This is a genomic window from Bradyrhizobium sp. BEA-2-5 (assembly GCF_032918025.1).
Taxonomy (GTDB): domain Bacteria; phylum Pseudomonadota; class Alphaproteobacteria; order Rhizobiales; family Xanthobacteraceae; genus Bradyrhizobium; species Bradyrhizobium pachyrhizi.
Map to the genome: position 1 here is coordinate 4,188,687 of NZ_CP136629.1, position 12,922 is coordinate 4,201,608.

Annotated in this window: 10 protein-coding genes; 7 read left to right on the plus strand and 3 right to left on the minus strand. The window is 64.4% G+C overall.

Annotated elements, in window-relative coordinates; all coding sequences use genetic code 11:
• Positions 1 to 113: 113 nt before the first annotated feature.
• A complete protein-coding gene (locus tag RX327_RS19500) occupies positions 114 to 296 on the minus strand; it encodes a hypothetical protein (RefSeq protein WP_016846867.1) in 183 nt (60 codons plus the stop codon).
• A 485-nt stretch (positions 297 to 781) separates the two neighbouring features.
• Here RX327_RS19500 and RX327_RS19505 point away from each other — a divergent pair, with 485 nt between their 5' ends.
• The 4 genes from RX327_RS19505 to RX327_RS19520 all read left to right on the plus strand — a co-directional run bounded on the left by RX327_RS19505 (position 782) and on the right by RX327_RS19520 (position 5,935).
• On the plus strand, positions 782 to 2,224 hold the full coding sequence (locus RX327_RS19505; protein WP_283809397.1) for a PAS-domain containing protein: 1,443 nt from the start codon (positions 782 to 784) through the stop codon (positions 2,222 to 2,224).
• The gene (locus RX327_RS19510; RefSeq protein WP_283809398.1) at positions 2,139 to 2,399 is read left to right on the plus strand and encodes a GGDEF domain-containing protein; all 261 of its coding nucleotides are present in this window, start codon (positions 2,139 to 2,141) and stop codon (positions 2,397 to 2,399) included. The genes RX327_RS19505 and RX327_RS19510 overlap by 86 nt, the downstream gene beginning before the upstream one ends.
• Before the next feature lie 988 nt (positions 2,400 to 3,387).
• Complete coding sequence (ilvD, locus tag RX327_RS19515; protein WP_317251188.1) at positions 3,388 to 5,112, plus strand: dihydroxy-acid dehydratase; 1,725 nt, start codon at positions 3,388 to 3,390, stop codon at positions 5,110 to 5,112.
• Complete coding sequence (locus RX327_RS19520) at positions 5,099 to 5,935, plus strand: tetratricopeptide repeat protein (protein WP_317251189.1); 837 nt, start codon at positions 5,099 to 5,101, stop codon at positions 5,933 to 5,935. Before ilvD ends, RX327_RS19520 begins: the two co-directional genes overlap by 14 nt.
• A 21-nt stretch (positions 5,936 to 5,956) precedes the next feature.
• Here RX327_RS19520 and xth read toward each other — a convergent pair whose 3' ends face one another.
• A complete protein-coding gene (gene xth / locus RX327_RS19525; protein ID WP_317251190.1) occupies positions 5,957 to 6,748 on the minus strand; it encodes an exodeoxyribonuclease III in 792 nt (263 codons plus the stop codon).
• Positions 6,749 to 6,910: 162 nt separating this feature from the next.
• On the opposite strand from xth, the gene RX327_RS19530 reads away from it, so the two are divergent.
• On the plus strand, positions 6,911 to 8,044 hold the full coding sequence (locus RX327_RS19530) for an efflux RND transporter periplasmic adaptor subunit (RefSeq protein ID WP_028332143.1): 1,134 nt from the start codon (positions 6,911 to 6,913) through the stop codon (positions 8,042 to 8,044).
• 3 nt (positions 8,045 to 8,047) lie between these two features.
• The gene (locus RX327_RS19535; protein ID WP_028332142.1) at positions 8,048 to 11,176 is read left to right on the plus strand and encodes an efflux RND transporter permease subunit; all 3,129 of its coding nucleotides are present in this window, start codon (positions 8,048 to 8,050) and stop codon (positions 11,174 to 11,176) included.
• Positions 11,177 to 11,239: 63 nt separating this feature from the next.
• Here RX327_RS19535 and erpA read toward each other — a convergent pair whose 3' ends face one another.
• The gene (gene erpA / locus RX327_RS19540; RefSeq protein WP_317251191.1) at positions 11,240 to 11,569 is read right to left on the minus strand and encodes an iron-sulfur cluster insertion protein ErpA; all 330 of its coding nucleotides are present in this window, start codon (positions 11,567 to 11,569) and stop codon (positions 11,240 to 11,242) included.
• A 139-nt stretch (positions 11,570 to 11,708) separates the two neighbouring features.
• Between erpA and RX327_RS19545 the strand changes: the two genes are divergently transcribed.
• Positions 11,709 to 12,917, plus strand: a complete 1,209-nt coding sequence (locus tag RX327_RS19545; protein ID WP_317251192.1) for a deoxyguanosinetriphosphate triphosphohydrolase — start codon at positions 11,709 to 11,711, stop codon at positions 12,915 to 12,917.
• Positions 12,918 to 12,922 lie beyond the last annotated feature (5 nt).

Consider the following 12,922-nt stretch of genomic DNA (forward strand, 5'->3'; position numbering starts at 1 on the left):
GACACTCAACCCATATGCATATCGTGCGACAGCGCCTCGCGCTATCGCCGCCCTCCTTGAGGGCGTTTCCTCCCTAGACTTGGGCCGCTTGTTGTTTCGAGCGGCCCTTTTTCTTACGCCGCCGGAGCATTGATCGTCGCGATCACGGCCCTCATATCGGTCGCCAGCTCGCGATAGTGCCCGCCCAACCGCTGGTATAGCTCGCGGTTGCTCCCATCCAGCGTCCTGCTTGCGATCAGCTCGCATTCGTCGGCGAGGATCTCAAATCGTTCCAGCTTTGCTTGGAGAGCAGACATGGCGGGCGCTTCCCTGACACTGTTACTGAGGGAGTTGTGACGCTACTACTCGGACTGCGTCTAACACAGCATAATTATAGGGTAGAACTAAATTCTTCCGGCAGTGACTTTGACAGATTGATGGGAGCGACTTGTCCGCCGTAGCTCGTACAACGAAGGCGGAAGCGCATGAGCGTTTCGAGGCATTCCGGAGGCAAATCGAAGCGCTCGGATATGAGGTGAGCAACTGACGATGCGGCGGAGCCGTAATCGGATCGGTAGCGCGCAGCGAAGCCCATCAATTCAGTATCCGCGGCGCAAATGATGGGTAGCGCTTCGCTCCACCCTACGAGCGAGTCCTCTCGCCGGATGGAACCCGTTTTGCGGCGCACACAGCCGGCGTCATCGGCTCGGCTCCCGATAAACCCTCCCGAAGCGTTCATGGCTTGGTGACTCAAACGTGCTGAGGTGAGAGGGCTCGCAATTGCTCCAGGTGGATTCTCGCCATGTCCGGACAGGTGTCAGCTTCCCGCGGCCGAACGTTTCTGGCCGGAAAGATCGTCTTCAACTTCGGCCGGTCGGCCTTCGACTGCACGGTGCGCCAGCTCACGGAGATGGGCGCTACCGTGGAACTTGAAAGTGTCGTTGGCATTCCCGATCACATTCAACTGTTGCTCGTCGGCAGCAATCAGGTGAAGCCATGCAAACGGCTGTGGCAATCGGACCGCCAGCTCGGCCTGGCTTTTGAAGAGCAACAGGCCAACGCTGCGGCGCCCGCGCCTGCCGCTCCTGCGCCGGCCGTCATTCCGGAGCGGCGCAGCGGCGACATTCTGCGCGGGCACATGCTGGCGCTGCGCGCGGCGCTCGATCAGATCCCCGTCGGCATCCTGCTGTTGGACGCGGAGCTGAAGGCCCTGTTCATCAACCGCGCGTTTCAGAACATGTGGCGGCTTCCGGACGAGGTGGCCGACCGCAACCCCAGCTTCACCGACCTGATGCATCACGGCTGCAAGGCCATGGCCTACGAGCTGCCGGCCGCGCAGCTCGAAGCCTATGTTGCCGAGCGCGTCCGCCTCGTGAGCGTCGGGGACCCAAACCCGATCGATCTCAGGCGCAGCAATGGTGATGTGGTTCGATGTCAGTGCACGCCGCTGCCCGACGGCGGCCGGATTGTGAGCTACACGCCCGTGACCGACATCGTGCGCGCATCCGACAAGCTGAAGGTGCTGACCGGCGCGCTCGAGAACGTGGAGGACGGTGTCGTCCTGCTCGACCGCGATCTCAATGCGATCTTCCTCAATCGGCGAATGCGGGAATTCTGGGAGGTGAGCGAGGAGGAGGTCGCGCGGCATCCGGCATACATCACACTGCTCACGCGCAACCGCCGCGCCGTTCCGGCGGGCGCGACCCCGGAGCAGATCAGGGCCTTTCCTGCGAAGCGGATCGCGGAGATCAAGGCAGGCGATCACAAGCGCGACGTGCAGACGCCGGACGGCCGCGATATCAGGATCCATTGCTCGACGATGGCAAACGGCGGTCGCATGCTGACCTTCGTCGACGTGACCGATCTCGTCCGCAACGCACGGCAGCTGGAGGTACTTGCGACCACCGATCCGCTCACCGGATTGTTCAACCGCAGGCACTTCCTGACAACGCTGGATGCGGAGTGGAGCCGGTTCCAGCGCTACTATCGTTCCGTATCCGTGCTGATGGTCGATATCGATCACTTCAAGAGCATCAATGATCGCTTCGGGCATGCGGTCGGTGACGAGGCCATCAAGGCTGTTGCCGGGATATGCATTCGGGGCAAAGCGCAAGTCCGACGTCGTCGGTCGCGTCGGAGGCGAGGAGTTCGCCGTCCTGCTGCCGGAGACCACATTGTCGCGCGCCCGAACCGTCGCCGAGCGCATCCGCAAGCGGGCGGAAGCGTTAACGGTGGGCGCGGATGATCGACCGGTGTCACTCACGGTGAGCATCGGCGTTGCCGAGGCCATCACGAGCATGCCCGGGATAGACGCCCTGATGAAGGCTGCCGACGCCGCACTCTATCAAGCCAAGGAGCGCGGTCGAGATCGCGTTGAGTGCTGGTCGTCTCCGGTGCCGCCGAAGCTGGCGGCGGAGTAGAGGTTGCGAACGCCGTCTCCCCGTCGTCATTCCCGGGGCGTGCGAAGCGAGAACCCGGAATGACGCGTGGATGGGGTGCGGCCTCCCGCTGGTGCGGACATGGACAACTCTTGCTCGCGACCAACGGGGTCGCCAATTTGCTCGACCGTCCGCTGTGAGCCGTGTTGCGCAAGCCCAGTCTCGCCGGGGAGAGCACGAAGTAAGCCGTAGCCCATCGCGCAGGGAAAGCTGGATTGCTCCGGTTACACCTGTGGTCCTACCCCCGAGCTTACTACCCATTGCTCGGGGCCCATGGGTGCGATCGGCACCCGGCTCTTCCTGCGCCCTCTTCAACAGAGAGGGCTGAACGAAGAGCAAAGCTCGGGCAAAACATGTCGCGAGAATGCGAAGTTATAACCACTGACCGCGCAACACACTCAGTGTCGTCCCTGCGAAAGCAGGGACCCATAACCACCAATGCCGACTATTGCGCGATTCTGATACGACGAGCCCCATTCACAACATCCGCTGCGGAGTATGGGTCCCGGCCTTCGCCGGGACGACAGCGGAGGACGCACCCCCTCGGCTCAAGCACTGGCGCCTCTGGAATGCTGGATCGCTCGCATGCGCGGGTGATGACACCGAATACGCTGTTTGACAGTTGAGTCCGTGCGCAACGGCTGTCCCTCAATCCCGTTATCCAAGCAATCCCGCTACTCAAGCGAGCTCGATCACAAGGTGGCAATCTGTCGGCTACGTGGTCAGGCTCGCGCCAAGTTCCCATAAGGACTAATAATACATGGTTGCCCGGCGGCCACGATTGTTGCGATGATGCAACGGTGCCTGAACATTTAACCTTAAAAGCACCCGGTCCGTAGTCGCGCCGCTTTTTAGCCACACCCCGACATGAAAGGATATTCACGTAGCTGAATAGCCAGCGCTCCGACGGCGGGACATTTTTTCGGGTTCCGGCGTTGATGGAGGAAAGAGCGCCGGGAACAGGGTCGCGATGGACGCCAAACCGAACATCAAGGGCAGGCTGCCCAGCCGTCACGTGACGGAAGGGCCCGAGCGCGCTCCGCACCGTTCCTATCTCTACGCGATGGGGCTGACGACAGCCCAGATTCATCAACCCTTTGTCGGCGTTGCTTCATGTTGGAATGAGGCTGCTCCCTGCAACATCGCGCTGATGCGCCAGGCCCAGGCGGTGAAGAAGGGCGTGGCGTCGGCCGGCGGCACGCCGCGCGAATTCTGCACCATCACCGTCACCGATGGCATCGCCATGGGCCATGACGGCATGCGCTCCTCGCTGCCGTCGCGGGAATGCATCGCCGACTCGGTCGAGCTGACGGTGCGTGGTCACGCCTATGACGCGCTGGTCGGCCTTGCCGGCTGCGACAAGTCGCTGCCGGGCATGATGATGGCGATGGTCCGCCTCAACGTGCCCTCGATCTTCATCTATGGCGGCTCGATCCTGCCCGGCAATTTCCGCGGGCAGCAGGTCACCGTGCAGGACATGTTCGAGGCGGTCGGCAAGCACTCGGTCGGCGCCATGTCGGACGAGGACCTCGACGAGATCGAGCGTGTGGCCTGCCCGTCGGCGGGCGCTTGCGGCGCGCAGTTCACCGCCAACACCATGGCGACCGTCTCCGAAGCGATCGGCCTTGCGCTCCCGTATTCCGCCGGGGCTCCGGCGCCTTACGAGATCCGCAACTCCTTCTGCGCTGCCGCGGGCGAGAAGGTGATGGACCTGATCGCCCAGAACATCCGGCCGCGCGACATCGTCACCCGCAAGGCGCTGGAGAATGCCGCTGCCGTGGTTGCGGCCTCCGGCGGCTCCACCAATGCTGCGCTGCACCTGCCGGCGATCGCGCACGAGGTCGGAATCAAGTTCGACCTGTTCGACGTCGCTGAAATCTTCAAAAAGACACCTTATGTCGCGGATTTGAAGCCAGGCGGCCGTTATGTCGCCAAAGACATGTTTGAAGTAGGTGGCATACCGCTTCTGATGAAGACGCTGCTCGACAATGGCTTCCTGCACGGTGATTGCCTTACCGTCACGGGCCGCACGATCGCCGAAAACCTCAAGAGCGTGAAATGGAATCCGCACCAGGACGTGGTGCACCCGGCAGACAAGCCCATCACCGTGACAGGCGGTGTGGTCGGTCTGAAGGGCAATTTGGCGCCAGAAGGTGCGATCGTGAAAGTCGCGGGAATGTCCAACCTCAGGTTTACCGGTCCGGCCAGGTGCTTCGACCGTGAGGAGGATGCGTTCGAGGCGGTCCAGAACCGCACCTACCGCGAAGGCGAAGTCATCGTCATCCGCTACGAGGGGCCGAAGGGCGGCCCCGGCATGCGGGAGATGCTGGCGACCACGGCGGCACTGACCGGGCAGGGGATGGGCGGCAAGATTGCCCTGATCACCGATGGCCGGTTCTCCGGCGCCACCCGTGGCTTCTGCATCGGACATATTGGACCTGAAGCGGCCGTCGGCGGGCCGATCGGGTTGTTGCAAGACGGCGACGTCATCGAGATCGATGCGGTCGCCGGCACCCTTAACGTAAATTTGAGCGACGCCGAACTCGCAAATCGTAAGACCAAATGGGCCCCTCGCGCGACGAACCATACATCTGGTGCGCTGTGGAAGTACGCCGAGCAAGTGGGGCCGGCGGTGGATGGCGCAGTCACCCATCCGGGTGGCGCGTACGAGAAACAGTGTTATGCGGACGTTTAGGCGTACGATATTGGCGTTTGCGTTAGGGGCCATTCCGGTGGCAGGCCCCGGATTCGGATTCGACGGCGCCCCGGTCAACCCACAAGATAAGGTTCTTCCTGTGGTTTCCCCGCAGCCCGGGACCGCCGGCGCGCTGAAACGGGCCGCCACCCCAGTGGCGCCTGCGGCGACCTCGCCGACCTCGTCGTTCAGCACGCTGCAGTACCAGGCCGAGGGTGGCCACCCCATCGCGCAGTGGAAGCTCGGCCGCATGTACGCCAACGGCGACGGCGTCGCCCAGGACGATTTGCGTGCCTTCGAATATTTCAGCCGGATCGCCAACGCGCATGCCGAGGACAGCCCCTCGGCGCCGCAGGCGCAGATCGTGGCCAACGCCTTCGTCGCGCTCGGCCGCTATTATCTCAGCGGCATCCCGAACTCGAAGATCAAGTCGGACCCGGAGCGGGCGCGGGAGATGTTCTCCTATGCGGCCTCCTATTTCGGCAATGCCGACGCGCAATACGATCTCGCGCGGCTGTACCTGAAGACCCCGGACGCCTCGCGCGAGGATTTCCGCTATGGCGCGCGCTGGCTCGGCCTCGCCGCGCAGAAGGGCCAGCACCAGGCGCAGGCGCTGCTCGGCCAGATGTTGTTCAACGGCGACCGCCTGCCGCGCCAGGCCGCGCGCGGCCTGATGTGGCTGACCCTAGCGCGCGACAGCGCCGGCGCCGAGGAGACCTGGATCAAGGAAAGCTACAACCGCGCCTTCGCCAAGGCCTCCGACGACGACCGCGCCATGTGCCTGCAAATGCTGGAGCAGTGGGTGCAGGGCCGCCGGGACTGATCTTCCGGTCGGCCGGCGGGGTCAGGCGATCTCGAAATCGAGATCGGCCCAGACCGGCACGTGGTCCGATGGCTTCTCCCAGCCGCGCACATAGCTGTCGATGCCGACATTGGCGAGCCGGTCGCTGGCCTGTGGCGACAGCAGCAGGTGGTCGATCCGCAGGCCCTGGTTCTTCTGCCAGGCCCCGGCCTGGTAGTCCCAGAAGGTGTAGAGCCCGGGCTCGTCGGTGACGGCGCGCAAGGCGTCGGTCAGGCCAAGGCCGAGCAGGGACTGGAAGGCCTCGCGGGTTTGAGGCCGAAACAGGGCGTCCTCGGTCCAGGCGGCCGGATTGTGCACGTCGCGGGCATGCGGGATGACGTTGAAGTCGCCCGCAAGGATCAGCGGCTCCTCAGCCTTGAGGCGCTCCTTCGAATATTCAAGAAGCCGGGACATCCATTTGAGCTTGTAGGGATATTTGTCGCTATTAGCCGGGTTGCCATTGGGCAGATAAAGGCAGGCGATGCGGAGCACCCCGCGCTTGAGCGTGACCACGCCCTCGAGGAAGCGGGCATGCGTATCCTCGTCGTCGCCGGCAAGCCCCGACTTGGTCTCGTCGAATCGGAGCTTCGAGAGCAGGGCGACGCCGTTGAACGTCTTCTGCCCATGGGTGACGACGTTGTAGCCCAGCGCCTCGATCTCCAGCCGCGGAAAGGCCTCGTCGACGCATTTGATCTCCTGGAGGCAGACGATGTCGGGCTGGCACTCCTTCAGCCAGGTCAGCAGGAGATCGATCCGCTGCCGGACCGAGTTCACGTTCCAGGTAGCGATGCGCATGCAAATGACCGGATTGAAGCCGCACTATTTCACTTAGGTGGCATACCATGGGCGGTCCGCCTGTGCTAACTCTCTCCGGAAACAAGGCGCAACAATTGCCGACGGGGGAGTGACGACGCGTTCCGGCTTGCAAGGGAAGCCGGCGGCGCACGTGCAAAACTTATGAAAAAACGCAGTTTGGTTCTGACTGTCGCTGTTCTCGGCATTGCGGCCGGGGCGGCTTATATGACCCGCACTTCATGGATGGGTGGCGGCGCCGCCACCGCGCAAGGGACCCCGCGGCCGCGCGTGGTGTCCGTGGATCTCGCCAAGGCGGAACGCAAATCGGTTCCGGTCGATGTCGATGCCATCGGGCAGGTCACGCCGATCTCCAGCGTGGCACTGAAGTCGCGGCTGGAGACCACCATTGTCGCGGTGCATTTCGAGGACGGCGCCAGGGTCAATGAAGGCGACCTGCTGTTCACCCTCGACGCGCGGCAGATCGACGCGCAGATCGAACAGGCCGAGGGCGTCCTGGCCCGCGACCAGGCCCAGCTCGAGGGCGCGCAGCGCGACCTCCGCCGCTACACCGAGCTGGTCGGCAAGGGTGCGACCACCCAGGTCAACCTCGACAACGCCAAGACCCAGTCCGACGTCCTGATCGGCACCATCAAGGCCGACCGCTTCGCGCTGGAGAATCTCCGCGTCCAGAAGAGCTACACCGTCATCCGCGCACCATTCGCGGGACGGATCAGCGCCGCCAATGTCAAGGTCGGCAACTTCGTCCGCCCCGCCGACACCCAGCCGCTCGCGGTCATCAACCAGATGGCACCGGTCTACGTCACCTTCGCGATTCCGCAGCGGGCGCTGGTCGATCTGCGCGACGCCATGGGGAAGGGCGATTCAAAGGTGATCGCGACCATTCCCGGCCACCAGCGCTCCGAGCGCGGCAAGGTCGCGATGGTCGAGAACGCCGTCGACGCGACCACCGGCATGGTGACCGTGCGCGGCATCATGAACAACGAGAGCGAGACGCTCTGGCCCGGCACCATCGTGCAGACCAAGCTGATCATCCGCAGCGAAGACGCGGTCGTGGTGCCGACGGTCGCGGTGCAGCGCAGCCAGAACGGCAATTTCGTCTTCGTCGTCAAGGACGGCGTCGCCAAGGTCCGGCCGGTCAAGGTCGATCGCACCTTTCAGGGCAGCTCGGTGATCTCGGACGGATTGGCGGGCGATGAAAGCGTCGTCGTCGACGGCCAGCTGCTGCTGTCCGAGGGATCGCGGGTCGAGTTGCGGGCGCGCAAGGCCGGAGCCTGACCGATGACGCTCTCCGAGCTTTGCATCCGCCGCCCGGTCATGACGACGCTGATCACGGCGTCGATCATCGCATTCGGCGTGTTCGGCTTCCGCCTGCTGCCGGTCTCGGCGCTGCCCAAGGTGGACTTCCCGACCATCGCGGTGACCGCGACCTTGCCCGGCGCCAGCGCCGACACCATGGCGGCCTCGGTCGCCGGCATCATCGAGCGCCAGCTCTCGACCATTGCCGGCATCTCCTCGATGTCCTCGAACTCCTCGCAGGGCACGAGCGTCATCACCATCCAGTTCGACCTCAACCGCAACATCGATGCCGCCGCGCTCGACGTGCAGACCGCGTTGACGATCGCGCAGCGCCGGCTGCCGATCGAGATGACGATCCCGCCGAGCTTCCGGAAGGTGAACCCGGCGGACTTCCCGGTGCTGTTCGTCTCGCTCGGCTCGGCGACGCTGCCGCTGTCGAGCGTCAATGAGTATGGCGACATCACGATCGGGCAGGCGCTGTCGCAGCTGCCGGGCGTCGCCCAGGTCTTGATCTACGGCGCGCAGAAATTCGCGATCCGCGTCCAGGCCGATCCGCAGGCCGCCGCCGCGCGCGGCGTCTCGATGGAGGATATCCGCGCCGCGGTGTCGCGCGCCAATTCGTCGACGCCGGTCGGTACCTTGAACGGCCCCAAGCAGGACGTGGCACTGCAGGCCTCCGGCCAGATGGACAAGGCGGCCGACTACCGCCAGATCTATGTCGCCTGGCGCAACGGCTCGCCGGTCCGGCTCGACGAGATCGCCAAGGTCTATGACAGCGTCGAGAACGACAAGATCGCGACCTGGATGAACGACGAGCGGGCGATCGTGCTCGCGATCCAGAAGCAGCCCGACGCCAACACCGTGGCGGTGGTCGACGCCGTGCTGGCCAAGCTGCCGTCGCTGCGCGCCGCCATTCCGCCCTCGGTGACCATGCAGGTCATGATGGACCGCTCGGTCTCGATCCGCCAGGCGGTCAGCGACGTCGAGGAGACCCTGCTGATCGCGATCGGGCTCGTGATCCTCGTGATCTTCCTGTTCCTGCGCTCGGCCTCTGCGACCTTCATCCCGGCGTTGGCGGTACCGATCTCGCTGTTCGGCACCTGCGCGGCGATGTACGCGCTGGACTACTCCATCAACAACATGACGCTGCTGGCGCTGACGCTCTCGGTCGGCTTCGTGGTCGACGACGCCATCGTCATGCTGGAGAACATCGTCCGCCATATCGAGCACGGCATGAAGCCGTTCGAGGCGGCGCTGAAGGGCGCCCGCGAGATCGGCTTCACCATCATCTCGATCACCTTCTCGCTGATCGCCGTGTTCATCCCGGTGCTCTTGATGGGCGGTATCGTCGGCCGCGTGTTCCGCGAGTTCGCGGTGACGATCTCGGTTGCGATCATCGTCTCCGGCTTCGTGTCGCTGACCCTGACGCCGATGCTGTGCGCCCGCGTGCTGCGCGCGCATGACGCGACCAAGCGGCCGAACATCGTGCTGCGGGCGTTCGAGGCGATGTTCGAGGCCTGGCTGCGCGCCTATGAATGGGCGCTCGACTGGGTGCTGGCCAAGAAGGCGCTGATGCTGGTGGTGACGCTCGCGACGCTCGGCGGTACCGTCTATCTCTACATGATCGTGCCGAAGGGCTTCTTCCCGCAGGAGGACACCGGCTTCCTGATCGGCGTGACGGAGGCCGCGACCGACACCTCGTTCGAGGCGATGAAGGTGCGCCAGCAGGCGTTGGTGGAGGTGATGCGGACCGATCCAGCGGTGGATTACATCAACTCCACCGTCGGCTCAGGCGGTCCCAATCCGACCACCAATTACGGTCGGTTGTTCATCGCACTGAAGCCGCAGAAGACCCGCGACAACGCCACCGTGGTGATCGGCCGGCTCCGTCAGAAGGCACGCGAGATTCCGGGCATGCAGGCGTTCTTCCAGAGCGTCCAGAACCTCAACATCGGCGGCCGGATCTCCAAGAGCCAGTATCAGTATGTGATGCAGAGCGGCGACACCGAGTCGCTGTACCGGCTGGCGCCCGAGATGCGCGACAAGATCGAGAAGATCCCAGGACTCCTCGACGTCACCACCGACCTCTACATCAAGAACCCGCAGATGACGGTCGACATCGACCGCGAGAAGGCGGCGGTCTACGGCGTCACCGTCGACCAGGTCCGCAACCAGCTCTACAACGCCTACGGCGCGCGGCAGGTCGGCACCATCTACATGCCGTCGAACGACTACCAGATTATCCTGGAGGTGCAGCCGCAGTTTCGCGTCGATCCGTCCGATCTGTCGAAGCTCTACATGAAGACCGCGAATGGCCAGACCATCCCGCTGGATGCGGTTGCGAGGTTGGTGCCGACGGTCGGACCGCTGCAGATCAACCACCAGGGCCAGCAGCCGGCGGTGACGATCTCGTTCAACCTCGCGCCGGGCTATTCACTCGGCTACGCGGTCGACAAGATCACCGAGCTCGAGCAGAACGCGAACCTGCCGCCGACGATCGCGACCGGCTTCTCCGGCACCGCGCAGGTGTTCCAGGATTCGCTGCGCGGGCAGGGCGTGCTGATCCTCGCCGCGGTGTTCGCGGCCTTCGTGATCCTCGGCATTCTCTATGAGAGCTTCATCCATCCGATCACGATCATTTCCGGTCTGCCGTCGGCCGGCATCGGCGCGATCCTGACGCTGATGATGTTCGGGATGGAGCTGTCGGTCATCGCGATGATCGGCATCGTGATGCTGGTCGGCATCGTCAAGAAGAACGCGATCATGATGGTCGACTTCGCGCTGGAGCGCCGCCGCGTCGGCCTCAGCGCCGAGCACGCGATCCGCGAGGCGGCACTGCTGCGCTTCCGCCCGATCATGATGACGACGTTCGCGGCGATCTTCGGCACGCTGCCGATCGCGCTTGGCGCGGGTGCCGGCGCCGAACTGCGTCAGCCGCTCGGCGTCGCCGTGGTCGGCGGCCTCTGCGTGTCGCAATTGCTGACGCTGTTCATCACGCCCGTGATCTACATCTATCTCGACCGCATCGACCGCAGGCTGCGGCGCAAGCTCGATCCCCATGCGGAGACAGGCGGCGACGTCGAGCGGCCGCAGGTGGTCGCGGCGGAATAGCCGAGCGTTCGGCGCGAGCCGGAAACCGGCTCGCCGGGAGAAACCGCTTGGGATCGCGAAGCGTTAGACCGAGAAGCTGGTCCCGCAGCCGCAGGACGCGGTGGCATTGGGATTGTTGACGCGGAACGAGGCGCCGATCAGATCATCGACGAAATCGACCTCGGAGCCCGCGAGGAACGGGACCGAGGCCGGATCGATCAGCACCACCGCGCTGTCGCGCTCGATCACGAGGTCGTCATCGGCCTGGGTGCGGTCGATGTCGAACTTGTACTGGAAGCCGGAGCAGCCGCCGCCCTCGACGGAGATGCGCAGCATGGCGCCTTCGCCTTCCTTGCTGAGGATCTGCCCGATCCGGCGGGCGGCCCGTTCGCTGACGGTGATGGCAGCAGTCATGTCGGTCTCCGAAACCCTATTTGAGCATGATCTGATCCGGATCAGGCCCGGCGTCATCCCCAATTCATTTGGTCGGCCGCCTTAGTCATAGTTAAGTGCGTCGGACCATAGAATCAAATGGATAGGGACTAAATTCGCCGTGTCCGTCGGAATGGCAGCCCCCCGTGCGCCCTATGCCTGCGATCCCGATCGCAGCCGCGGCCGGCTGGTCCCCGAACCCCCGAGCCGGACCCGCAGCCCGTTCCGGCGGGATTGCGACCGGGTGATCCATTCCACCGCCTTCCGCCGGTTGAAGTACAAGACCCAGGTGTTCGTGTTCCATGAAGGCGACCATTACCGCACCCGGCTGACCCATTCGCTGGAGGTGGCGCAGATCGCCCGCGCGCTGGCCCGGCAGCTCGGGCTGGATGAGGACCTCACTGAAACCCTCGCGCTCGCGCACGATCTCGGTCATCCGCCGTTCGGGCATGCCGGCGAGCGGGCCCTGGACGCCTGCCTGAAGGAATTCGGCGGCTTCGACCACAACGCCCAGACGCTCCGCGTCGTCGCCTCGCTCGAGCACCGCTATCCCGAGTTCGACGGGCTCAACCTGACCTGGGAATCGCTGGAGGGCATCGTCAAGCACAACGGCCCGCTGACCGACCGCAACGGCGCTCCGGTCGGGCGCTATCTGGAGAGTGGAATCCCGATCGGAATTGCCGACTACAACAAGGGCCACGACCTCGAACTGTGGAGCTTCGCCTCACTGGAGGCGCAGGTCGCCGCGATCGCCGACGACATCGCCTACGATGCCCATGACATCGACGACGGCCTGCGCGCCGGCCTGTTCGCGGTCGACGATCTCAAGGTGATGCCGCTGACCGCGGAGATCATCACCGGGATCGACCGCCACTATCCCGGGCTCGACGAGGTCCGGCGCGGGGCCGAACTGGTGCGTGAGCTGATCTCACACTTCATCAGCGCGGTCTTCAACGAAGCGAGCCGGCGCCTCGCGGCCGCGCAGCCGCAATCGGCGCACGACGTGCGCCACCACAACACCCCGCTGATCGCCTTTCCGTCGGAGGTGGCGGAGCAGGAGGCCGCCATCAAGGCCTTCCTGTACCAGCACATGTACCGCCACAAGCGGGTGATGCGGGTGATGGGGGAGGCGGAGCAGGTGGTCCGCAATCTGTTCGAGCGCTACCAGCAATCGCCCGAAGACCTGCCGGCAGAATGGATCGAGGGCAGCGTGCAGGAGACCGGGAGCGCTCGGAACAGGCGGATCGGCAATTTCATTGCCGGGATGACCGACCGTTTCGCCCTGACCGAGCACCAGCGGCTTTTTGACTCGACCCCGGATTTGCGTTAGCGCCC

What these genes read in the sequence shown, in the direction of transcription:
- RX327_RS19500 (WP_016846867.1), bottom strand. Translation starts at nt 296, where the DNA reads ATGTCTGCTCTCCAAGCAAAGCTGGAACGATTTGAGATCCTCGCCGAC.
- RX327_RS19505 (WP_283809397.1), top strand. Translation starts at nt 782, where the DNA reads ATGTCCGGACAGGTGTCAGCTTCCCGCGGCCGAACGTTTCTGGCCGGA.
- ilvD (WP_317251188.1), top strand. Translation starts at nt 3,388, where the DNA reads ATGGACGCCAAACCGAACATCAAGGGCAGGCTGCCCAGCCGTCACGTG.
- RX327_RS19520 (WP_317251189.1), top strand. Translation starts at nt 5,099, where the DNA reads ATGCGGACGTTTAGGCGTACGATATTGGCGTTTGCGTTAGGGGCCATT.
- xth (WP_317251190.1), bottom strand. Translation starts at nt 6,748, where the DNA reads ATGCGCATCGCTACCTGGAACGTGAACTCGGTCCGGCAGCGGATCGAT.
- RX327_RS19530 (WP_028332143.1), top strand. Translation starts at nt 6,911, where the DNA reads ATGAAAAAACGCAGTTTGGTTCTGACTGTCGCTGTTCTCGGCATTGCG.
- RX327_RS19535 (WP_028332142.1), top strand. Translation starts at nt 8,048, where the DNA reads ATGACGCTCTCCGAGCTTTGCATCCGCCGCCCGGTCATGACGACGCTG.
- erpA (WP_317251191.1), bottom strand. Translation starts at nt 11,569, where the DNA reads ATGACTGCTGCCATCACCGTCAGCGAACGGGCCGCCCGCCGGATCGGG.